A 23079-nucleotide genomic window follows, 5' to 3' on the forward strand; every position below is an offset into this window, starting at 1 on the left:
GCAGCCAGAGCAGCAGCCAGAGCAGCAGCCAGAGCAGCAGCCAGAGCAGCAGCCAGAGCAGCAGCCAGAGCAGCAGCCAGAGCAGCAGCCAGAGCAGCAGCCAGAGCAGCAGCCAGAGCAGCAGCCAAAAAACTTAACCGGTAACGAGTGGTTTATTGCACAGCCAGCAATTTATTTTACAATTCAGCTTATGGTGGTGCGCGATCTAGAAGTGATATCTCAAACAGTTGAAAACCTGAATTTAGATAACACACATATATTTGAAATAAAGAGCAATCAAGCTACCCTACATGGTTTAACGTATGGCTTATACAGCTCAATGGCAAAAGCACAAAAAGCGAGAGTAGAGCTACCAGCAACGCTTTTAAACCAGGGCGCGTTTGTCAAATCAGTAGGTAAAATTCAACAGCAAATTCAAGCAAATAACTAAAGCCATAGTTTACTAGTGTGAGCTAGTGTAGAATAGCTGCCCTCGACGTGAATTATAAACAATAAATACCAGCTAGCATGAACAAAAAAACACGCGCATTTTTAAAATGGGCAGGCGGCAAATACAGTTTAGTTGAAGAGCTTTCTAAGCGCTTACCAACAGCAGATACGTTAGTTGAGCCTTTTGTTGGTGCTGGTTCTGTTTTCCTAAATACGCAATTTAAGCATTATATTTTGAATGATATTAATGCAGATCTCATCAATCTCTATAATGAATTAAAAGATAATCCAGATGAGTTTATTGCCGATGCGCGGAAATTGTTTGTTGATGTAAATAATGATGCTGATGTTTACTATGAGTATCGTAAACAATTCAATGCGTCATCAGATGCCTATGAGCGTGCGATTCTATTTTTATATATGAATCGTCACGGCTACAACGGTCTTTGCCGTTATAATAAAAAAGGCATATTCAACGTACCATTTGGCAAATATAAACGCCCTTATTTCCCTGAAAATGAATTGTATTTTTTTGCAGAAAAAGCGCAGCAAGCGACCTTTACGTGCTTAAATTACGAAGAAGTATTTCAAGCTATTCCGGAAAATGCGGTTATTTATTGTGATCCTCCTTATGTTCCCTTAAGTAAAACTGCGTCATTTACTAGTTATGCTAAAGGCGGTTTTGATCTAGACGATCAAGCTAACCTTGCTAACTTGGCTGAAAGTCAGGCGTTTAACCAAGGTAATTCCGTTTTAATCTCTAACCACGACACGTTATGGACACGTAAAATTTACGCGCAAGCGAGCCTTGATGTGATCCAAGTAAAGCGCACAATTAGTCCGAAAGGAAATAAGCGTAATAAAGTGGGTGAATTAATGGCGTTATACAAAGCTGACGTGGACTACGAGATTTAACTAACAACCAGCTGAACAACAAACGTAATTGTTAAAATAAAGGCGACTGTTAGTACAATCCCAAGCACAATTAAGTACCTTACCGATAAGTTTTTGAAGTGATGATGTTGTCGCTTGCTACTCTGTACGCCAAATAATGCAGCTAAAACGGCTTGTAAATACTGCATTATAACGATCCTTATCTTATGTGCGTTGAATAATTCGCTTGTGTTTCTTTTTTACCTGACTCAAGCAGTTCAAGTAAGTCTAGATAATGAAATTGAGAACTGCGACTTTTTCCAATGAACCAAGAAAACCAGCTTTGATTCGCGGCCCGAGCTTGGCAACTGCCTGTAGGGAAATATTCAGTACTCGCGACTTGGAGTTTTGAAGGGCAGTTGCAGCCGTGTGATGTGGTGTTACTTTTTGCAATTAATGAATACGAAGCTGCAGAAAACACCGTAATAGTTGTTGCCAACACTGTGTGTTTTATCCATTTGCTAAACATCATGTTCTGCCTCTTCCAATTAGTAACATGACTAAAGCTTAACCAAGTTTTGGGGACAAAACAACGGTAATTTAACGCAAAATACAACTACTCCATCTCAAATTATGTTATAAATGTTAACCATTTGTAAAGGTGAATTTTAAGAAAAAATAGGTTACAGTATGTGCTGCTTGTAATTGAGCAATTCTCTCTTCCCGTTCAATGTGTTAACAAAAAAATTTGAGGTAGTGTTATGTCGCAGTTTTTAATTGCACCTTCTATTCTGTCAGCTGATTTCGCGCGTCTAGGTGAAGAAGTCGACAATGTTTTAAAAGCTGGTGCTGATGTGGTGCATTTCGATGTGATGGATAATCACTACGTACCCAATTTAACAATTGGACCAATGGTGTGTAAGGCACTACGTGATTACGGAATTGAAGCACCGATTGATGTGCATTTAATGGTAAAGCCAGTTGATACACTTATTCCAATGTTTGCCGATGCAGGTGCAAGCATAATTACATTCCACCCAGAAGCAAGCGAGCATGTAGATCGTACACTTTCATTAATCAAAGAACATGGTTGCAAAGCAGGCTTAGTACTAAACCCAGCAACACCGCTAAGTTGTCTAGAATATGTTATGGATAAACTAGACGTTATTTTATTAATGTCAGTTAACCCAGGTTTCGGTGGGCAAAAATTTATTCCAAATACGCTTGATAAGCTGCGCTCAGTTCGCAAGTTGATAGACCAATCTGGCTACGATATTCGCTTAGAAATTGATGGTGGTGTCAATGTGAATAATATCGCTGAAATTGCAGAGGCGGGCGCAGATATGTTCGTTGCAGGTTCGGCAATTTTCAATCAAGCTGACTACAAGCAAGTAATTGATCAAATGCGTGAACAACTGTCTCACGTAAAATCTTAAAAAATGTGAAATTCAGGTCGACAAATGCTTGCTTCCAATCTTGAAGCATTTAAAATTGTCGGCCTTATTTGTAAATTAAATTAGTAAAGGAAAATCATGACAAAGCCTGTAGTGTTAAGTGGCATTCAGCCCACCGGCGGTATGACAATTGGTAATTATATCGGTGCCATTAACCAGTGGCTTAAATTACAAGAAGATCATGATTGTTACTTTATGCTGGTTGATTTGCATGCGCTTACTGTTCGTCAAGAACCTGAAGTGTTAAAGCAACGTGTATTAGATGGTATTGCGCTTTATGCTGCGTGTGGCATTGATCCTGAAAAATCAGCGCTATTTGTCCAATCACAAGTACCAGAGCATGCACAGCTTAGCTGGGTGTTAAACTGTTATGCACAAATGGGTGAGCTTAATCGCATGACGCAGTTTAAAGATAAGTCAGCTAAAAATGCGAATAACATTAATGTTGGCCTATTTAGTTACCCAGTATTACAAGCTGCAGATATTTTGCTGTATCAAGCGGATCAGGTGCCAGTGGGTGAAGATCAAAAGCAGCATTTAGAATTAACGCGCGATATCGCAACACGCTTTAATAATTTATATGGCGACGTATTTAAAATTCCAGAGCCATACATTCCGGAATTTGGCGCGCGCGTGATGAGCCTGCAAGATCCAACTAAGAAAATGTCAAAGTCTGACGACAATCCAAATGGTTACATCATGTTATTAGATGAGCCTAAAAAGATTGAGAAGAAGCTTAAGAAAGCCGTTACCGATTCAGACGAGCAAGCACGCATTTATTTTGACCCGCAAGAGAAAGCCGGCGTTTCAAACTTATTAACCTTGCTTTCTGTGGCAACTGGCAAATCGATTGAAGAGCTTGTACCTGCGTACGAAGATAAAATGTATGGCCACCTGAAAAAAGACACAGCTGAAGCTGTGGTTAGCATGATTGAGCCGATTCAAACGCGTTTTAAAGAAATTCGTGAAGACCAAACATTGCTTAACAGCATTATGAAATCTGGTGCTGAAAAAGCAGGTGCGCGTGCAGAAGCAACGCTTAAATCGGTTTACAATGCGTTAGGTATGATCCCACGCCCATAATCTTGGCCACATAATGCCAAGCAAGAGCCAGGTTTAGCCTGGCTTTTCTATACATAGGTGCATCCATGTTGTTAATGATCGATAACTACGATTCGTTTACTTATAACTTAGTGCAGTACTTCCAGCGCCTTGATGTTGATGTGAAAGTGGTGCGCAATGATGAGCTCTCAGTTTCTGAAATAGCCAAGTTAAAACCGCAATATATTGTTATTTCACCTGGCCCATGCTCGCCAAACGAAGCAGGGATTTCGCTTGATGTTGTGCATCAATTAAAAGGGCAGCTGCCAATACTCGGAATTTGCCTTGGTCATCAAACGATCGCGCAAGCGTTAGGTGCGAATGTGGTGCGAGCAAAGCAAGTAATGCATGGTAAAACATCAAAAATAATCCATACTAATCAAGGTGTATTCACTAACTTGCCAAACCCATTGGAGGTTTGTCGCTATCACTCTTTAGTTGTTGAAAAGCAAGGTTTACCAACAGAGTTAAGTGTGACGGCGTGGAGCGTGGATACAGATGGACAACAAGACGAAATAATGGGTCTCAAGAATGAGAGCTTGGCATTAGAAGGGGTTCAATTTCACCCTGAAGCCATTTTAACGCAATCTGGATTAGCACTACTAAACAACTTTTTAACTACGTATCGGTAATCGTTTTTTACATGAATAAAGCGACAAAGCAAAAATGGCAAGCAGAAATGCTAATTGGTCGATTTCATGACTTATTGTTGGGTCAGCAGTTTGCACAGCAGCAAATTGGTTATATTCATACACTCGATGTTAATTACGGTGAGCCTCTACCGGTACGAAAGCTGTTAGAAGTTGAGCAGGTTGCAGCAAAAGCCCGTGAAAAACAAGACTCTCGTAACCATCAATTTATTGCCGATGTAAATGCTGATCTGCACCAGCAAATCGAAGATGAAATTGATAAGTGCATGGATAATGTTGAATACATTTATAAAGAAATTATTCAAATTCAAGACAATATTCCTGCAACCTTGGACATTTTGGCGGTTAAATCAGCCTCGGTTGGCCGTATCGACCCACTTATCACCGATTTACATTGGTTAGGTGAGGAGATCCTTAAGTTTATTAATTTGCCACAATACCGCCCTGAAAAAGACCCAGCTAAAGCGGTAAGAGTCGATAACCCGTCGCTTGCGCTGCGTTATATCGGCCTTGAAAATTTAAAGCTGATTGTACCGACATTCTCATTAAAGCACTGGACACCTCACAGTACTGCGCCATTCCAAATGTTAAAACGCAAGCTATGGGAAACCGGTATGGCTGCGGGAATTGCATCACGTAGTTTAGCTGAAGAAAAGGGAGAAGATGGCTACAAACCATTCGTACTGGGAATGTTTCATGGTTTAGGAAATATGGCGTTAATTCGTCTCTATCTTAGACTATTTGATGCGCTGTGGGAGAAAAATTCCCGTGAAGCGCGCGAAAATGGTAATAAAGATCGCCATACCGCGCTCTCAGAAATAAAACCTGAAGCCTTATTTTTACGAAACCTGATGGTAGAGAAAGGCGCGCGTTTGTCCTGTAAGTTGATAGAGCATATGAGCTTAAAATACCTTCCTATTGCGCAGGCTATGCATGATATCGCCGAGAATAAGCCATTTGATGAGTGTTTACCGTTAGCGCAAACAGTATTGAAAGGGCGCGCATACAGTTATTATAAGTTTTTACAAAAACATAGCTTAATCGAACCCGACGAAGCAAAAGCGCTGTTTACGCATTATCAATTTAGCGGTAAAGAACTCAAATTACTAGCAAGTACCAGCTTACAGAATCTGCAATTACGCATTGAGCGATAATTATCCTTACTTTTTTCGTAATTTTTTACGCCTATTCATGCAATGTGAATAAATTTCACTAAACAAAGTAATTCACTAGCTTACATAGTGAAGTTTGGTAGAAGATAGGTGTGTTAAACAAAATAGTTATTCATATAACATGAAATATTATCCGAAACCCTTGTATTTAAAGGTGTTAGGGCTATTTTTAAGGAAGACAGTAGGGGAATTTTCTGGAATAATGTCAGTCCGAATTTTGCCCGATTTAGCGGGCTTAGGTAACACAAAAGTGTAATAAAACCTTGTGTACCGAAAAATTAATGAGGAGTTAAAATGACAGTTTCAAGAGCATTATTTGACCAAGTAATGGTACCTAACTATTCGCCATCAGCGGTTATTCCGGTTAAAGGTGAAGGTTCACGAGTATGGGATCAACAAGATAACGAGTATGTCGACTTTGCCGGTGGCATCGCGGTTAACTGCTTAGGTCACTGTCATCCAGCGCTTGTTTCAGCATTGAAAGAGCAAGGTGAAAAATTATGGCACCTTTCAAATGTATGGGCTAATGAGCCAGCACTTCGCCTAGCTGAAAAGCTAACTAAAGCGACATTTGCAGATAAAGTATATTTTGCAAACTCAGGTGCAGAAGCTAACGAAGCTGCACTAAAACTAGCACGTCGTTGGGCACTTGATAATTTTGGTGCTGAAAAATCACAAATTATTTCATTTAATAAAGGTTTCCACGGTCGCACATTCTTCACCGTAACTGTAGGTGGTCAAGCGGCTTACTCGGATGGCTTTGGTCCTAAACCTGGCGACATCGCGCACGCTGACTACAACGATTTAGCGTCATTAGAAGCGCTTATTTCAGATAACACCTGTGCAGTAATGCTTGAGCCACTACAAGGCGAAGGTGGTGTTGTAAGCCCAACTAGCGAATTTATGCAAGGTGTACGTGCGCTATGTGATAAGCACAATGCGTTACTTATTTTTGATGAAGTACAAACTGGTGTAGGCCGTACAGGCGATTTATACGCTTACCAGGGCTTAGGTGTAACACCTGACATTTTATCTACAGCGAAAGCGCTAGGTGGTGGTTTCCCAATTGGTGCTATGCTTACAACAACTGAGATTGCTAAGCACTTAAAAGTGGGTACGCATGGTTCGACATACGGCGGTAACCCGCTTGCATGTGCAGTAGCTGAAGCGGCATTTGACACCGTTAACACAAAAGAAGTACTTGAAGGTGTAACGGCTAAAGAAGCACTTTTCAAAGAGCTACTTGCAGAAATTAATGCTGAATACAACGTATTTGCAGAAGTACGTGGTAAAGGCTTGCTACTTGGCTTAGCGTTAACTGACGAATACAAAGGTCGCGCAAAAGAGTTTATGACAGCAGGTGTTGAGCACGGTGTGATGGCGCTTGTTGCCGGTGCAGACGTAATTCGCTTTACACCATCATTGGTAATTCCAGAAGCTGATATCCGCGAAGGTATGGCTCGCTTTGCAAAAGCAGTAGCACAGGTTGTTAAAGGCTAAGAGCAAAGACAGAAAAGCAGCATTTGGCTGCTTTTCTTAATTTTAATATAGGGGCTACTAATGATTATCGTTCGTCCGATTAAAAGCTCGGATTATCCAGCTTTAATGAAGATAGCTGAAGATTCAGGTCATGGCTTCACGTCTTTGCCACAAAATGAAGACCTGCTTAAGCGCAAAATCGCGCGTTCAGAGCAAAGCTTTAGCAAATCAGTCTCTCATCCTGAGGATGAGGGTTATTTGTTTGTAATGGAAGATTTGGCGACTGGCGAAGTTGTCGGTACATCTGCAATTGAAGCGGCAGTTGGCTTAGATGATGCCTTTTACCATTATCACTTAAGCAAGGTGATCCACTCGTCGCGTGAACTTAATGTTTACAAAGCAGTAGATATTCTTACCTTATGTAATGATTACACTGGTGCAACAGAGCTATGTACTTTGTACCTACAAGATCATTACCGTCAAGGTGGAAATGGTAAGTTATTATCAAAAATGCGCTTTATGTTTATGAATGCGCATGCAGAGCGCTTTGCTAGTAAAGTATTAGCTGAAATGCGCGGTGTATCTGATGAAAACGGCGAAAGCCCGTTTTGGCAATGGTTAGAAGAGCACTTCTTCTCAATGGATTTTCCAACGGCAGACTACCTGACAGGTATTGGCCAGAAAGTGTTTATTGCTGAATTAATGCCAAAATACCCAATTTATGTAAATTTACTTAGTAAAGACGCACAAGCGGTAATTGGTCAGGTACATGATAAAACCCGTCCAGCAATTGAGTTATTAAAAAGCGAAGGCTTCACGTTTAACGGCTATGTAGATATTTTTGATGCAGGGCCAACGGTAGAAGCAGATATTAGTAATATCAAAACAATCCGCGATTGCCAAAACCGCACTGTGGTAATTGGTGATATGGCACAAGGCTCAGAGGCAAGTTTTATGCTGTCAAACCACAAGTTGGTTGACTTTAGAGCGTTACTATCGACAATGACCTTGGATGCAAACAGCGAGACAGTTACTTTGTCTGCTGAACTTGCAAATGCGCTACATGTTTCAGAAGGTGATGTGATCACTATCGCACCACTTTAAATAGTTAGGAGAAATTGAGATGACTCACGCCGCTCAGTTTATAAATGGCCAGTGGTTAGCTGGTGAAGGAGCTGAATTCAGCTCGTTAAACCCTGCAAAAGGGGAAGTAATTTGGTCAGCAACGGCTGCAACAGCAGGTCAAGTTGACGCAGCAATCAACGCAGCACGCGAAGCGTTTTATAGCTGGACAGATTTAACATTTGAACAGCGTTTAGAGATTGTTAAAAAGTTTGCTGAACAGCTTGCTGAAAATAAAGATGCGCTTGCCAGAGCCATTGCACTTGAAACGGGTAAACCGCTTTGGGAAACAGCAACAGAAGTTGGCGCAATGATCGGCAAAATCGGTATTTCTGAAAAAGCGTATTTAGAGCGCACAGGTACTGTTGAAAACCCGATGCCTCAAGGCCGTGCTGTAATTCGTCATAAAGCACACGGTGTTGTTGCGGTATTTGGTCCTTATAATTTCCCTGGTCACTTGCCTAACGGTCACATTGTTCCTGCATTACTTGCTGGTAACACAGTTATCTTTAAGCCATCAGAACTAACCCCTATGGTTGCCGAGTTAACTCTGCAATTGTGGGAGAAAGCGGGTCTACCTAAAGGTGTAATCAACCTAGTTCAAGGTGAAGTTGAAACAGGTAAAGCGCTAGCATCTCATCGTGGTATTGATGGTTTATTCTTTACTGGTTCATCGCGTACTGGTCATTTAATTCACCAGCAATACGGCGGTCAGCCAGGTAAAATTTTAGCGTTAGAGATGGGTGGTAATAACCCACTAATCGTTAAAGATGTAGCAGACACTAAAGCAGTTGTTCACGATATTATTCAATCAGCGTTTGTATCGAGCGGTCAGCGTTGTACATGTGCACGTAAGTTATTCTTACCTGCAGGTGAACAAGGCGATGTGATTTTGTCACAGCTAATTGAAGCAACTAAAGCAATTAAAGTTGGTTTTTACGACGATGAAGATCAACCGTTTATGGGTTCAATGATCTCAGAAGCCGCTGCTAAATCAATGATGGATGCACAAGCTCAGCTTCAATCTCTTGGTGGTGAGTCACTAATTGAAATGACACATACTGCGGGCACAGGTTTTGTTACACCAGCGATTATTGAGTGTTCAAATATTGCTGATTTCCCTGATGATGAGCATTTCGGTCCATTGTTAAAAGTGTTCCGTTACACTGATTTCGATGCAGCAATCGATAAAGGTAACGATACAGACTATGGCCTTTCAGCAGGCTTATTAAGTGATAATGCAGCTGATTACGACCATTTCTTACGTCGTATCAGAGCGGGTATTGTTAACTGGAACCGTCCAATTACCGGTGCTTCAAGTGCCGCACCATTTGGTGGTATTGGCGCATCAGGTAACCACAGAGCAAGTGCATACTATGCAGCTGATTACTGTGCATACCCAGTTGCTTCGGTAGAGCTTGAAAAAGTAGCGATGCCAGCAACATTAAGTCCAGGCATTAAAATTTAGTAATAAGTTTTAACTATAAAAGCAGCGCAAGCTGCTTTTTTTATGTCTATAGTTATTGGAAGAAAGGTGATACCAATTTACTTAAATAGCTCACTTTTTTTGGCGAGTTAGCTGTAGAGTGAGTTGCGCTGAAATGTATTAATGTAGCCTCACTACGTTAAAAAGTTTCGCAATGTGAGCATTTGAGTGAATCAGTGTTATAGCTAAACACATAGTGAGCAGAGTTGGTATTAGAAGTAATAAAAAAGTGCAGGGTAGTATTTATTTAACTAATCTGCTTAAAATAGTCATATCAAATACACGTAGTAGGTAGATAAATAAATGGTAATTGATCAGCAAGGTTATGATGAGCTTATCATGTACTTAACAGAACACTTATCCTTGTTCGAAAAGCCAGGAGAAGTTCGATCAGGCGCGCCTACAGTAATGGCATTGATTGAAGATGATATTGCTGAGCAAATTATTAATTTTTGCATGCAGCATGAAGACTTAAGTGTTGATGACCGCAGTGTGATTATGCGTGAAGTTGACGGTATTGTGTACGATCTACAGGAAGTGCTATCGGGCGTTGTTAATCAACCTGTTACGATTGAACAACATGCCTTTATTGATGAGTTTTCAGGGCTTGTTAAAAACTTATTTGATTCAGCTGTTTCCTAGTTATATTCACACTGTTAGTTAGCGCTTTTTATTGCTATCTTGTGTTGCTTACATACAATCGTTTGTAGATTAATAAACAAGAGTGTAAACAATGCAAGCAAATGTGAAATGGGTCGACGGAGATACCTTCGTTGGGCTTTCTAACTCGGGCCACAATGTGGTGTTTGATACAGGCAGTGATAGCGCTGCGCCAAGCCCTATGGAAATGGTTTTAATGTCAGCAGGCTGCTGCTCTTCTGTTGATGTTGTTAGCATTTTAAACAAAGCAAAACAAAACTTTTCCAACCTTGAAGTAAAGCTCTCTGCAGAGCGTGCAGAAACAACTCCACGAGTTTTTACTAAAATTAATCTACACTTTGTAGTTACTGGTAAAGATGTGTCTGAAAAGCATCTTTCACGTGCAATTAGCTTGTCGGCTGAAAAGTACTGTTCAGTAGCACTTATGCTAGATAAAACAGTCGATATTACACACAGTTACGAGATCATTGAAGAATAGCAAAAATAGTACTTTTGCGTGGGGGGATTTTCATATAAAATCCGCCCTCTTCAAAAGCGAAATCGCGATTATTTTATACAATTGAGGGTGGTTTATAGTGCCAAAGCCATTTAAAAAGCTAAAGTTACACGGTTTTAATAACTTAACAAAAAGCCTTAGTTTTAGTATTTATGACGTGTGTTATGCAAAGACACCACAACAACGTAAAGAATACATTGAATACATTGATGAACAGTACAGTGCTGAACGCCTAACCGATATTTTAGGTGAAGTAGTTGATATCATCGGTGCAAATATTCTAAATGTTGCTCGCCAGGACTACGACCCTCAAGGTGCTAGTGTAACTATTCTTATCTCTGAAGAGCCAGTAGCCGATGCGACAGCTCAGCAAGAAGAGCCAGGCCCATTACCAGACTCAGTTGTTGCACACTTAGATAAAAGCCATATTTGTGTACACACATACCCTGAGGAGCATCCTCATGACGGTATTTGTACTTTCCGAGCGGATATTGAAGTATCAACCTGTGGTGTTATCTCACCACTTAAAGCGTTGAACTTTTTAATTCACTCATTAGAGTCTGATGTTGTGACAATCGATTATCGTGTGCGCGGCTTTACGCGTGACGTAGATGGCAAAAAGCACTACATTGATCATGATATTCATTCAATTCAGAACTTTATGACTGAAGACACGCAAGACGCGTATCAAATGATTGACGTGAACGTATACCAAGAAAACTTGTTCCATACCAAAATGATGCTTAAAGAAACCGATTTAAATGCGTATTTATTCGGTATTACAACAGATGATTTATCTGAAGCTGAGCAGCAGGAAATTCGTCACAAGCTTTCACGCGAAATGCATGAAATATTCTATGGTAGAAATTATCCAGCAGACTCTGCATTTTAAAAAAGGCGCTTGAAGCGCCTTTTTTATTCCAATAACCTAGTATTACTCTGGTGGCTTAGTTGGTCTTTGAGGTTTATCTTTTGGATTTGACGCCATAATTTCCGCACCACCAACATCTGAAAGTATTGCGCCTGTATCCATAGCAATGCCACTCGCTTGTAACTGCAGTGTGAAATATAGAATTAAGCTTATCATTCCGCATCCTTATTATAAATTCTGTTCTAAATGTTTGCTGCTACCCGAAAAGAGTACTTAGTTGTTATCTAAGTAAATTTATACTTGCTCATTTTTTGTTCTGCGTCTACATCTTAATCAACTGAAATATAAACAAATGTAAATGGATTGTTATTTTTGTTACCGAATTGAGGTGGTTGATAGTCGTAGTTAAATATTTCTACTAAGCAGATAAAAATGATTTGAAAACACAAATTGCTAGACGATTTACAGCATTAGGGTGCGAATATTTGAGAGTGTTATTACGTTTTGCAACAATAATAAATGGTGGCCCCACCTGGACTCGAACCAGGGACCTAACGATTATGAGTCGTGTGCTCTAACCAACTGAGCTATAGGGCCATTTAAGACGCGTTAGTTATAGTTACTTAATGACTAAGCGGTGAGAAGTATAAGAACTTTTAATTGCCTTGTCACTAGCCAATAGGGTAAAAAATGTATTTTATTAATCAATTGATTATTAAATGTTCGCAACTGTACAAGTCAAAATTAGCGAAATAAAAAAGCCAGCAGCTGCTGGCTTTTTTCTAAGGATTTACAACCCTAATTTCTTCTCTAAATAGTGGATGTTTGTGCCACCATTATGGAAGTTTTCATCAGCAAGAATTTTCTTGTGAAGTGGGGTGTTGGTTTTTATACCATCAATTACAAGCTCGTTCAGTGCGTTTTTAGCACGTGAAATCGCTACGTCACGGTTTTCACCGTAAGTGATAAGCTTACCAATCATTGAATCGTAATGCGGTGGGACTGAGTAGTCAGCGTAAATGTGGCTGTCCCAGCGAATACCTAAGCCGCCAGCAGGATGGAATCGTGTGATTTTACCTGGTGATGGAATAAAGGTTTCAGGGTCTTCCGCATTGATACGGCATTCAATCGCATGGCCGCGAATAACAATATCATCTTGAGTAATTGATAATGGTTGGCCTGCTGCAATTTTTAGCTGTTCTTTAATCAGATCGATGCCTGTAACCATTTCCGTTACTGGGTGTTCTACCTGAATACGTGTATTCATTTCAATAAAGTAGAACTCACCATTTTCGTATAAGAACTCAAATGTACCTGCACCGCGGTAGCCAATTTCAACACATGCACGTGTACAGCGCTCACCAATGTTTTTACGCATTTCTGCTGTAATACCTGGTGCTGGTGCTTCTTCTACCACTTTTTGGTGGCGACGTTGCATTGAACAATCACGCTCACCTAAGTGAACCGCATTACCTTGACCGTCAGCAAGTACTTGAATTTCAATATGACGTGGGTTTTCAAGGAATTTCTCCATGTAAACAACGCCATTATTGAAGAATTGCTTCGCCTCTGTTTGCGTTAATGCAATTGAATCAATTAGCTCTTCTTCGCTACGCACTACACGCATACCACGACCACCGCCGCCGCCAGCAGCCTTGATGATTACTGGGTAACCAATGCGTTTTGCGATTTGCTTGTTGCGCTCGCTGTCGTCTGTAAGTGGACCATCAGAACCTGGAACACAAGGAACACCGGCTTTACGCATAGCGTCGATTGCTGAAACCTTGTCACCCATCATGCGAATAGTGTCGCCTTTCGGGCCAATGAAAATAAAACCACTTTGCTCTACTTGATCAGCAAAGTCAGCATTTTCTGATAGGAAACCGTAGCCTGGGTGAATTGCTACAGCGTCAGTTACTTCTGCCGCCGCAATGATACGTGTTGTATCTAAATAGCTTTCAGATGCAGGTGGCTTACCAATACAAATGGTTTCATCTGCAAGTAAAACGTGTTTTAGGTCTTTGTCTGCAGTTGAGTGCACAGCAACAGTTTTTATACCGAGCTCTTTACATGCACGCAGCACACGCAGGGCGATTTCGCCGCGGTTTGCAATTACAACTTTATCTAACATAAGGGTTGCCTTCTGCGTGTGTTATTCGATTACAAATAGAGGTTGGTCGAACTCAACAGCATCTTCGTTATCTACTAAGATCGCTTTAACAACACCCGCTTTATCAGATTCAATTTGGTTCATCATCTTCATTGCTTCTACGATACATAATGTGTCGCCAACACTTACTGTGTCGCCAACTTCTACGTATGATGCCGCTTCAGGTGAAGATGCGCGGTAGAATGTACCTACCATTGGTGATTTAACTTGGTGGCCTAAAACAACAGCAGGTGCTGCTGATTCTTCAGCTGCAACAGGTGCCGCTGCCGGAGCTGCTACTGGCGCAGCAGCAGGAGCCGCAGCGTAATGAACTGGAGCAGCCATTGGTGCAGAGCTATGACGATTAATACGTACCGACTCTTCACCTTCCGTGATTTCTAATTCAGCAATACCTGATTCTTCAACAAGTTCAATAAGCTTTTTGATTTTGCGAATATCCATTCTAACGACCCGCCTTATAATATTTTATTTAAATGTGTGTTTAGCGATCGGCCAAAATAGTGTCTAATGCCATTTTGTAACCGTTCGCACCAAATCCGCAAAGAACGCCTTTTGCAACATCACTAAAGTAGGAGTGATGGCGAAACGCTTCTCTTTGATAAATATTTGTCAGATGTACCTCAACAAAAGGAATCGCCACACTGAGTAATGCGTCGCGCAGTGCTACGCTGGTATGCGTAAATGCGGCAGGGTTAATAATAATAAAATCAACCTGCTCAAATGCTGAATGAATCGTAGAGATTAATTCGGCTTCGCTATTACTTTGAAAGTGCGTCAGTGCCACGTTGTTTGAATCTGCGTACTGAGTTAAGTGTTGCATTATTTCAGCTAATGTTTGCGCACCGTATATTTCAGGTTCGCGTTTGCCCAACATGTTTAAATTTGGGCCATTTAATACTAAAACTCGTAAACGTGCAGTCATCTTTCGTGAACTTCCTATTAAATCATTGAGGTTTGCTATTTTTTGTAAATTCCACGTTTAACTTAAGGTTTGTCGTGGTAAATAGCAAGTTTTTCTCACGATGGCGTATTATTATAGAGAGTTCGCAGAATATAGCAGCAAAATACTGGTCTAATCAGCAGGGGAGGATGGTTTGCTGATTAGACCGAGGTAGTTAGAATTTACTAGAAAGGGCGTTTAAGTGGGTTGAAAATTCATCAGCACTTTGAAAACCAGTAACGCGATGGTCAGGTAACTCTTTGCCTTGACGGTCAAAGAATAAAATTGTTGGCAAGCCGAATACATCAAAGCGTTCCATAAAGGCGATAGTGGTATCATTAGATTCCGTTAAATCAGCTTGAATTAACACATAGTCTTTAAACGCTGCTTGCACATTAGCAGCTGGGAAAGTGTACTTTTCGAACTCTTTACAAGCAACACACCAGTCAGCGTATAAATCAAACATCACAAGCTTTCCTTGTGCTGCTGCTTTAGTCACTTCTGTATCCAGCTCTTCTAAGTTAGTAACGTGAATAAACTGGCCGTGTACATCCGCAGATGTGTTTGCTGTTACTTTCGCTGAGTCTGATGGCCAAATTTGTTGGCTAATTGACGTAAGTGCACTAAATACCATGACAAACGAAACTAACCAGAGCGCAGTTTTGCCTTTGTTATTTGTAGTAAGAGTATGCCAGTAATAAAGGTAAACACCGGTTACTAATAATAAGCCTGAACCAATCATTACAATAATATGCCAAGGTACGATGCGCTCTAATAAAATCAGCGGCACCATTAACATAATAAAGCCGAATAAGGTTTTTACTTGCTCCATCCAAGCGCCCGCTTTTGGTAATAACTTACCGCCAGAGGTACCTAACAATAGCAGTGGAATACCCATACCAAGGCTTAGCACATAAAGCGTAATGCCACCGACAAAGTAGTCGCCACTTTGTGCAACATATAATAATGCAGCAGATAATGGCGCCGTAGTGCATGGCGAGGCGATTAAACCAGACAATACACCCATCATAAATACGCCTAGGTAGTTGCCCGATTTTTGGTTATTCGATAATTGCGTTAAGCGCGTCATCCAACTTTCTGGCAATTTGAATTCATATAAGCCAAACATTGAAAGTGCTAACAACACAAACAAAATACTAAAGCTAATCAGTACTGCAGGGTGCTGAATATATCCTTGTACTTGACCGCCAAGTGATGCTACCACTAAACCAAGCAGCGCATAGGTAATCGCCATACCTTGCACATAGACAAATGATAATGTGAACGCGCGTTTAGTTGATAACCCTTGTTGGCCTGCAATTAAGCTTGAAAGAATAGGGAACATTGGGAATACGCACGGTGTAAAGGCCAGTGTTAAACCCAATGCAAAAAAGATGGCTAAATTAGTTAGTAAGCTTTGCTGGTTTAACTTATCAGTAAGTGATAACTCACCGTTAGATTCAATTGATGGCGTTACAGGTGCTTCTGAAATACTATCGTTTGTAGTTTTGTCAGCTGATGAGCTTTGGAAAGCCGTTAGTGGAATTTCTACAATGACAGGTTGATAACACAGCCCCGCTTCTGCACAGCCTTGGTAGCGCACTTTTACGTAAGCACCCTCTATTACATTATCGAGTTTAGAGACTGTAGTGAGCTCATTAAAATACACTTGCGTTTTACCAAAGTACTCATCTTCGTGGTCAGTACCTTTAGGTAATTTTGGCAGTGTTAAATCAGCACCTTTGGCAACAAATTCTAGCTTTTCTTTATAAAGGTAATAACCATCAGCAATATCCCAGCCTATAAATAAGGTTGAGCCTTGCTGATCAAAATCGATTTTAAATGCTTCATCGACCTTTAAAAACTGAGGTTGATTGGTTTTTATAAGATCATTAAAGGTGGTATTGGCGTTTGCCGGTTGACCTAAAAAGGCAAAAAGCGTGTTTAGTAACAACACACAGCCAAAAGTTATAAAGCGCATTACGCGAGTACCTCATCTATCCAACTAAAATATTCGTCATTGCCATCAGTGATATTAATCACTTGAATTTCAGGCACATCATACGGGTGGATCTGTTTTAATGTGTCGATTAATACGTGAGTTTTTGCTGCTTGGGTTTTTATAAACAGCTTAATTTCCGTATCGTGTGCCATTTTACCTTGCCACATGTAAAAAGATTCAACTTGCGGTAAGACATTTACACAGGCAGCAAGTTTCTTTGTGAGCAGTGTTTTTGCAATGGCATGTGCGTCATCTTTTGTTGCACACGTTGTTAGTACTAATTGATAATTAGCCATACTGAACCTTCAGAAAATGTGTAAGTCTCACATTTTATACATTAAATATCATGAATGATCATTAAAACAGGGTGATTAGATAACAGCGAAAAGGTTGATTCTTTAAGCTGTATTTTTCCTAAGCTTGAATTAAGACCTGAAAACCCCAATATTCATTTCATCTATTTTTAAGGAAGCGCTATGTTTAAAGCCTTATTTTTTCTTTTTATTGTTATCCCGATTGTTGAAATAGCTCTACTTATTCAGGTAAGCGAAGTGATTGGTGGTTGGAGTACCATTGCGCTTGTTATTGTAACGGCTTTTGTCGGTGCTAAATTAGTAAAACAACAGGGAACAGATGCGCTGAAAAACGTGCAAGTTCAAATGGCGCAAGGGCAAATGCCGGCAGAAGAGTTGTTTGCGGGCTTATGCGTGATTATTGCCGGTGTGTTGCTATTAACTCCAGGTATTATGACCGACGTCATCGGCTTTTTATTATTAACACCAGTTGTGCGCAAGCGCCTTGCGGCTAATTTAATGTCGCAAGCGAAAGTAAAAATGACCAATCCGCAGCAAGGTGGTGGCTTTTATTATTCATCTTTCACACACACTCAGTCACCTGAGCGTGAGCAATTTACTGAAACACATATTCAATCAAATAAACCGTCTAATACATTAGAGGGTGAGTTTGAGCGAAAAGACTAAAAAATTTGCAATAAACCCCTTGGGATCTATTTTTTAATCCCCATAAATTGCATAACTAACTTTTTTGGGCCTTTAGGCCTTATTTCTGAGATAGAAAATTAAATCAGGAGAAAAACCCATAATGAACATTCGTCCATTACATGATCGCGTTATCGTAAAGCGTCTTGAAGAAGAAACTAAATCAGCAGGCGGTATCGTACTTACAGGTTCGGCTGCCGAAAAATCTTCACGTGGTGAAGTTGTTGCAGCGGGCAATGGCCGCGTGTTAGAGAACGGCGAAGTGCGTGCACTAGAAGTTAAGGCTGGTGACACAGTACTTTTCGGCTCTTACGTAGAAAAAACTGAGAAAATCGACGGTCAAGAATACTTGATCATGCGTGAAGACAATATCTTAGGTATTGTTGGTTAATTTTTCGTTTTTAAATTATCGGTTTTAACAGAATTTTAAGGAATTAAATCATGGCAGCAAAAGACGTACGTTTTGCAGGTGATGCTCGCGCTAAAATGCTAGCGGGTGTAAATGTATTAGCAGATGCAGTTAAAGTTACACTTGGTCCAAAAGGCCGCAACGTTGTTTTAGATAAGTCATTCGGCTCACCAGTAATCACTAAAGATGGTGTATCAGTTGCAAAAGAAATCGAGCTTGAAGACAAGTTCGAAAACATGGGTGCACAAATGGTTAAAGAAGTTGCATCTAAAGCAAACGATGCAGCGGGTGACGGTACAACGACAGCAACAGTACTTGCACAATCAATCGTAAATGAAGGTCTTAAGTCAGTAGCTGCGGGTATGAACCCAATGGATCTTAAGCGCGGTATTGATAAAGCAGTTGCAGCAGCGGTAGAAGAGCTTAAAGCGCTATCTGTTCCATGCGCAGACACAAAAGCAATTGCACAAGTTGGTACTATTTCAGCTAACTCAGACACAGAAATCGGCGACATCATTGCAAATGCAATGGAGCGCGTTGGTCGTGAGTCAGGTGTTATCACTGTTGAAGACGGTCAAGCACTTGAAAACGAACTAGACGTTGTTGAAGGTATGCAGTTTGATCGCGGTTACTTATCGCCTTACTTCATCAACAATGCTGAGAAAGGTGTAGTTGAACTAGATAGCCCATTTATTCTACTTGTAGATAAAAAAGTATCTAATATTCGTGAGCTTCTACCAACACTTGAAGCTGTTGCAAAAGCAAGCAAGCCGCTACTTATTATTGCTGAAGACCTAGAAGGCGAAGCACTAGCAACACTCGTTGTTAACAACATGCGCGGTATCGTGAAAGTTGCAGCGGTTAAAGCGCCTGGTTTTGGCGACCGTCGTAAAGCAATGTTACAAGACATCGCTATTCTTACTGGCGGTACAGTAATCTCTGAAGAAGTCGGTCTTGACCTAGAAAAAGCACAGCTTGAAGATTTAGGTTCAGCGAAGCGCGTTGTTATCACTAAAGATGACACTACAATTATCGATGGTGTTGGTGAGCAAGGTGCAATCGACGCACGTGTTAACCAAATTAAAGCACAAATTGAAGAAGCAACATCAGACTATGACAAAGAAAAGCTACAAGAGCGCCAAGCTAAACTAGCTGGTGGTGTTGCAGTAATTAAAGTAGGTGCTGCGACTGAAGTTGAAATGAAAGAGAAGAAAGACCGCGTAGAAGATGCATTACATGCAACTCGCGCAGCGGTTGAAGAAGGCGTTGTACCTGGTGGTGGTGTTGCACTAGTACGTGTTGCAAGCAAAATCGAAAGCCTAACAGGTGATAACGAAGACCAAAACCACGGTATTAAAGTTGCACTACGTGCAATGGAAGCACCACTTCGTCAAATCGTTTCTAACGCAGGTGATGAAGCATCAGTAGTTGTAAACGCGGTTAAAGCAGGTGAAGGTAACTACGGTTATAACGCTGCAACTGGCGAATACAGCGATATGCTAGAAATGGGTATTCTTGACCCAACAAAAGTAACGCGTTCAGCATTACAATTCGCAGCATCAATTGCTGGTCTTATGATCACTACAGAAGCTATGGTTGCTGAAATCCCTCAAGATGCGCCAGCTGCACCAGATATGGGCGGTATGGGTGGCATGGGTGGCATGGGTGGAATGATGTAGTGCGACGAGAGTCGTGCTGTGCTACCGTAACTTGTTGATATAATAAAATATATTAATGGGTTGTGGTCCTTGCTTTAAAGGTAGGTGAAACCTTTAAAGCCACCTAAGAGCACTTTAGGTTAACACTCTATGTGTATGCTCTAACTGTATAATGATCAGGATGATTGTTTTGTCAGTTAACCTAGCTTCAATCTAAATGAGCCAACTATTAATTTAGTTGGCTTCATTCACTTAGGTTTATTTATAAGCCTATCAATAAGCGCAGCGACATAAGCTGCTTTGATGATTGTCTGGCAAATCGCCAATGATCAGACCTGTTATTCAGCTAACAGTAGCCTAGGGTTAGTGCGTTTGGAGTAATCCGCTCGTGCGAAGCTACCTGACAATGTACCTCTGTTTCAGCACTAAAACCGTGAGGAATTAGTGGTAATGAGTAATGACAACTTATTACGGGGCTAGGCTAGTTGGTATGGTTAACTTATGTGAACTACTCATAAACACCGTCAACCGCAATAAGCGAAACGTCATTGTAACGCTTAAACCAAAAGGTGTGTGATTAGTTACTCCTTTTACATCTGGGAGTACGCTGATATGTGATCACCGGTGGATTTGTAGAACCTAACCCAACTTTGTCATCAAAGTGGAACTCGGTAAGCCCAATAACTTGCCTTTTTGGCAGGCTGATCGTAAGAGAAGCTGTTGAGTTAGTGGGTATAGGAGGTGAGAAAAAGCGAATGTTAATCTGTAATGGATTAAATAGGGATTCAAAATTTGTCCCAACTGGAAACAGTGCTGACTTCTCACTGGTCTTTAATCGTGTGAAAGCCTGTAAAGCTTTCAATAGTTGCGTTCATCCCATTGGGAGAAAGTTATTTTCTCCCAATGGGAGTATATTAATTTTCTTCTTCTAAGCGATGAATAATTAACTTAGGAGAATAGCAAGATGAGTCAAGAACGTAAGTTCGTTGTACCTGCGTTTTCCCACCAAGCAACAAGTTGGCATACCTTAGATTGGTATTCACTTGAACGTAAGGTGAGAGAGCTACAAGTACGGATCGCGAAGGCGACTAAGCAACAACAATGGCGTAGGGTGAAAGCTCTGCAACGTATGTTGGTGCGCTCGTTTGCGGCTAAATGTTTAGCAGTTAAGCGAGTAACTGAAAATCGAGGCAAACGGACTGCTGGTGTCGATGGGGAGTTATGGAGTACACCTGAAAGTAAGTGGCGAGCAGTTTTTCGATTAACGCGCAAAGGCTATAAGCCTAAACCGTTAAAGCGAGTGTATATTCCTAAAGCGAATGGCAAACGCCGTCCACTTGGGATACCGACTATGTTCGATAGGGCGATGCAGGCTTTATACCTGTTAGCACTAGAGCCTGTGTCGGAAACAACCGCTGATCGAAACAGCTACGGCTTTCGCCCAATGCGTTCTACAGCTGATGCGATTGAGCAATGCTTTGTTAATCTCAGCCGCAAACATTCTGCTAAATGGGTGTTAGAGGGCGACATTAAAGGGTGCTTCGATAACATTAGTCATGACTGGTTACTTGCCAACATCCCGTTGGATAAAAAAGTGCTGGGAAAATGGCTAAAAGCGGGGTTCATGGAATCTGGTAAATTGAACTCTACAGATGCTGGAACACCACAGGGAGGGATTATCTCTCCCGTGTTGGCCAATATGGCGCTTGATGGCTTGGAAGCGGTATTGGAATCTCATTTTGGGAAGAAGAATACTAAAGCTAGCTATAAGACCAAGGTCAATTACGTGCGATATGCAGATGACTTCATTATTACTGGTATCTCACAAGAGTTACTAGAAGATGAAGTAAAACCTCTCGTTGAAGCTTTTATGGCTGAGAGAGGACTGACGCTATCGCCAGAAAAAACGGTGATTACACATATTGATAAGGGGTTCGACTTTTTAGGGCAAAATTTACGTAAGTACAACGATAAGCTTTTAATTAAGCCGAGTCGCAAAAATCTGCGCAATTTGCTTCATAAAGTCAAAAGCATAGTAACAAGTAACAAAACCGTTACTGCAAGTATGCTGATAGCGCTGCTTAATCCTGTTTTACGGGGCTGGGCTAACTATCACAGACATGTAGTAGCGAAAGAAACTTTTAACTATGTGGATTATCGGGTTTGGAAAATGTTGTGGCAATGGTGTCGTAGACGTCATGCGAATAGGCGCAAACGCTGGATTAAGGCAAAGTACTTTAAAACAGTAGGTAAGCGAAATTGGACATTTTCTGGTACGACGATTGATGGTTTTGATAAGCGATTAATCTATACCAATGATACCGTGATAAAGCGACATACTAAGATAAAAGCGCAAGCAAATCCGTACGACTTAGCATTTGAAGAATACTTTGAGCAGCGCCTTGAGCGAGCTTGGCGTGATTCAATGCAAGGTCAACGGAAAGTGCTGATGCTTTGGCTCAGGCAGAAACATTGCTGTCCGATGTGCCGTCAGAAAATAACCAAAGAAACAGGGTGGAATATCCATCATATTGTGGAAAGGGTCAAAGGCGGTTCGGATGACTTGAGTAACTTAGTTATGTTACACCCCAATTGTCATAGGCAATTGCATACAAATTTATAAATAGGGTTGAAAAACTAGATATAGGAACAAGATTATAATTATATCAATACAGGAGGCTTTATTTATGGGTGGCAGTGTAATGGAAAAAATCAATAAAGCGATGGAAAGTCAAAATACCGATATGAAAATGGTTATAATACCCTTCATGGAGGGAGAGGCTAATTTATCAGAACTTTATGAGTGCCGGTCAATTCTAGCTCAGGTCAATCCACCAATTGACGCTGAAATAGAACCATCAAATGGTGGTTTTAATTTTATCGTTAGGTGGTAGTTTTAGTCGCTGGTCTGTACTTAGGTATAGACTTATAAAGGCTTGAGCCGTATGCGGGGAAACTCGCACGTACGGTTCTTAGGGGAGGGGTAGCCAGTAATGGTTGCTTCTTACCCGACATTCATCTTCCAAGTTACCTACTTGTCAAAAAAGCCAGCGCAATGCGCTGGCTTTTTTATTGCGTTAAAAAATTGATTTAACTTATAAAGTTACCA

Annotated in this window: 25 protein-coding genes and 1 tRNA gene; 17 read left to right on the forward strand and 9 right to left on the reverse strand. The window is 40.9% G+C overall.

Annotation, left to right across the window (positions count from 1 at the left end):
- Both ACHSBP_RS09135 and ACHSBP_RS09140 read left to right on the forward strand, forming a co-directional pair.
- On the forward strand, positions 1-430 hold a 430-nt coding region (locus tag ACHSBP_RS09135), incomplete at its 5' end, for an SPOR domain-containing protein (RefSeq protein ID WP_395388668.1).
- Between the two features lie 77 nt (positions 431-507).
- Entirely contained in the window at positions 508-1344 is an 837-nt protein-coding gene (locus ACHSBP_RS09140; protein WP_010562134.1) for a Dam family site-specific DNA-(adenine-N6)-methyltransferase, read from the forward strand.
- On the opposite strand, the gene ACHSBP_RS09145 is transcribed toward ACHSBP_RS09140, so the two are convergent.
- Positions 1341-1511: a DUF2970 domain-containing protein gene (locus tag ACHSBP_RS09145; RefSeq protein WP_010562133.1), complete on the reverse strand. Its 171-nt coding sequence runs from the start codon at positions 1509-1511 to the stop codon at positions 1341-1343. The genes ACHSBP_RS09140 and ACHSBP_RS09145 overlap by 4 nt on opposite strands.
- An 11-nt stretch (positions 1512-1522) precedes the next feature.
- Positions 1523-1834, reverse strand: a complete 312-nt coding sequence (locus ACHSBP_RS09150; protein WP_010562132.1) for a hypothetical protein — start codon at positions 1832-1834, stop codon at positions 1523-1525.
- A gap of 229 nt (positions 1835-2063) precedes the next feature.
- Between ACHSBP_RS09150 and rpe the strand changes: the two genes are divergently transcribed.
- The 10 genes from rpe (at position 2064) to speD (ending at position 11814) form a co-directional block, all read left to right on the forward strand.
- Positions 2064-2738, forward strand: coding sequence for a ribulose-phosphate 3-epimerase (gene rpe / locus ACHSBP_RS09155; protein WP_010562131.1), 675 nt, complete (start codon positions 2064-2066; stop codon positions 2736-2738).
- A gap of 96 nt (positions 2739-2834) precedes the next feature.
- Complete coding sequence (gene trpS, locus ACHSBP_RS09160; protein WP_010562130.1) at positions 2835-3839, forward strand: tryptophan--tRNA ligase; 1005 nt, start codon at positions 2835-2837, stop codon at positions 3837-3839.
- Between the two features lie 65 nt (positions 3840-3904).
- A complete protein-coding gene (locus ACHSBP_RS09165; protein WP_395388669.1) occupies positions 3905-4489 on the forward strand; it encodes an anthranilate synthase component II in 585 nt (194 codons plus the stop codon).
- Between the two features lie 11 nt (positions 4490-4500).
- A complete protein-coding gene (locus tag ACHSBP_RS09170; RefSeq protein ID WP_010562128.1) occupies positions 4501-5661 on the forward strand; it encodes an HDOD domain-containing protein in 1161 nt (386 codons plus the stop codon).
- A gap of 312 nt (positions 5662-5973) precedes the next feature.
- Positions 5974-7179: an aspartate aminotransferase family protein gene (locus ACHSBP_RS09175; protein WP_010562127.1), complete on the forward strand. Its 1206-nt coding sequence runs from the start codon at positions 5974-5976 to the stop codon at positions 7177-7179.
- Positions 7180-7239: 60 nt separating this feature from the next.
- Positions 7240-8262 (forward strand): arginine N-succinyltransferase, encoded by a 1023-nt coding sequence (gene astA, locus ACHSBP_RS09180; RefSeq protein WP_010562126.1) that lies wholly within the window; start codon positions 7240-7242, stop codon positions 8260-8262.
- A 19-nt stretch (positions 8263-8281) separates the two neighbouring features.
- Positions 8282-9748: a succinylglutamate-semialdehyde dehydrogenase gene (gene astD / locus ACHSBP_RS09185; RefSeq protein ID WP_010562125.1), complete on the forward strand. Its 1467-nt coding sequence runs from the start codon at positions 8282-8284 to the stop codon at positions 9746-9748.
- A gap of 321 nt (positions 9749-10069) precedes the next feature.
- A complete protein-coding gene (locus tag ACHSBP_RS09190; protein ID WP_395388670.1) occupies positions 10070-10408 on the forward strand; it encodes a DUF3802 family protein in 339 nt (112 codons plus the stop codon).
- 91 nt (positions 10409-10499) lie between these two features.
- Entirely contained in the window at positions 10500-10904 is a 405-nt protein-coding gene (locus ACHSBP_RS09195; RefSeq protein ID WP_010562123.1) for an OsmC family protein, read from the forward strand.
- A gap of 97 nt (positions 10905-11001) precedes the next feature.
- Complete coding sequence (gene speD, locus ACHSBP_RS09200) at positions 11002-11814, forward strand: adenosylmethionine decarboxylase (RefSeq protein WP_010562122.1); 813 nt, start codon at positions 11002-11004, stop codon at positions 11812-11814.
- 42 nt (positions 11815-11856) lie between these two features.
- Here the strand turns inward: speD and ACHSBP_RS09205 are convergent, their stop codons facing one another.
- The 7 genes from ACHSBP_RS09205 to cutA all read right to left on the reverse strand — a co-directional run bounded on the left by ACHSBP_RS09205 (position 11857) and on the right by cutA (position 17201).
- The gene (locus ACHSBP_RS09205) at positions 11857-12009 is read right to left on the reverse strand and encodes a hypothetical protein (RefSeq protein WP_157813512.1); all 153 of its coding nucleotides are present in this window, start codon (positions 12007-12009) and stop codon (positions 11857-11859) included.
- Positions 12010-12313: 304 nt separating this feature from the next.
- Positions 12314-12390 (reverse strand) — tRNA-Ile (locus ACHSBP_RS09210).
- Positions 12391-12583: 193 nt separating this feature from the next.
- Positions 12584-13924, reverse strand: coding sequence for an acetyl-CoA carboxylase biotin carboxylase subunit (gene accC, locus ACHSBP_RS09215; protein WP_010562121.1), 1341 nt, complete (start codon positions 13922-13924; stop codon positions 12584-12586).
- A gap of 21 nt (positions 13925-13945) precedes the next feature.
- Positions 13946-14404, reverse strand: coding sequence for an acetyl-CoA carboxylase biotin carboxyl carrier protein (accB, locus tag ACHSBP_RS09220; RefSeq protein WP_395388671.1), 459 nt, complete (start codon positions 14402-14404; stop codon positions 13946-13948).
- A 40-nt stretch (positions 14405-14444) separates the two neighbouring features.
- Positions 14445-14885: a type II 3-dehydroquinate dehydratase gene (gene aroQ / locus ACHSBP_RS09225; RefSeq protein ID WP_010562119.1), complete on the reverse strand. Its 441-nt coding sequence runs from the start codon at positions 14883-14885 to the stop codon at positions 14445-14447.
- Between the two features lie 193 nt (positions 14886-15078).
- Positions 15079-16884 carry a protein-disulfide reductase DsbD gene (locus ACHSBP_RS09230; RefSeq protein ID WP_395388672.1) on the reverse strand — a complete coding sequence of 602 codons (1806 nt, stop codon included), beginning with the start codon at positions 16882-16884 and terminating at the stop codon, positions 15079-15081.
- The gene (gene cutA / locus ACHSBP_RS09235) at positions 16884-17201 is read right to left on the reverse strand and encodes a divalent-cation tolerance protein CutA (RefSeq protein ID WP_100914188.1); all 318 of its coding nucleotides are present in this window, start codon (positions 17199-17201) and stop codon (positions 16884-16886) included. Before cutA ends, ACHSBP_RS09230 begins: the two co-directional genes overlap by 1 nt.
- Before the next feature lie 180 nt (positions 17202-17381).
- Between cutA and ACHSBP_RS09240 the strand changes: the two genes are divergently transcribed.
- The 5 genes from ACHSBP_RS09240 (at position 17382) to ACHSBP_RS09260 (ending at position 22864) form a co-directional block, all read left to right on the forward strand.
- Positions 17382-17885, forward strand: coding sequence for an FxsA family protein (locus ACHSBP_RS09240; protein WP_395388673.1), 504 nt, complete (start codon positions 17382-17384; stop codon positions 17883-17885).
- 121 nt (positions 17886-18006) lie between these two features.
- Positions 18007-18294 carry a co-chaperone GroES gene (locus ACHSBP_RS09245; protein ID WP_010562115.1) on the forward strand — a complete coding sequence of 96 codons (288 nt, stop codon included), beginning with the start codon at positions 18007-18009 and terminating at the stop codon, positions 18292-18294.
- A gap of 50 nt (positions 18295-18344) precedes the next feature.
- Positions 18345-19991 carry a chaperonin GroEL gene (groL, locus tag ACHSBP_RS09250; protein ID WP_010562114.1) on the forward strand — a complete coding sequence of 549 codons (1647 nt, stop codon included), beginning with the start codon at positions 18345-18347 and terminating at the stop codon, positions 19989-19991.
- 943 nt (positions 19992-20934) lie between these two features.
- The gene (ltrA, locus tag ACHSBP_RS09255) at positions 20935-22593 is read left to right on the forward strand and encodes a group II intron reverse transcriptase/maturase (RefSeq protein WP_395388674.1); all 1659 of its coding nucleotides are present in this window, start codon (positions 20935-20937) and stop codon (positions 22591-22593) included.
- Between the two features lie 64 nt (positions 22594-22657).
- Positions 22658-22864: a hypothetical protein gene (locus ACHSBP_RS09260; protein WP_395388675.1), complete on the forward strand. Its 207-nt coding sequence runs from the start codon at positions 22658-22660 to the stop codon at positions 22862-22864.
- Positions 22865-23079 lie beyond the last annotated feature (215 nt).

It is taken from the genome of Pseudoalteromonas sp. XMcav1-K, assembly GCF_044005875.1.
GTDB lineage: Bacteria > Pseudomonadota > Gammaproteobacteria > Enterobacterales > Alteromonadaceae > Pseudoalteromonas > Pseudoalteromonas spongiae.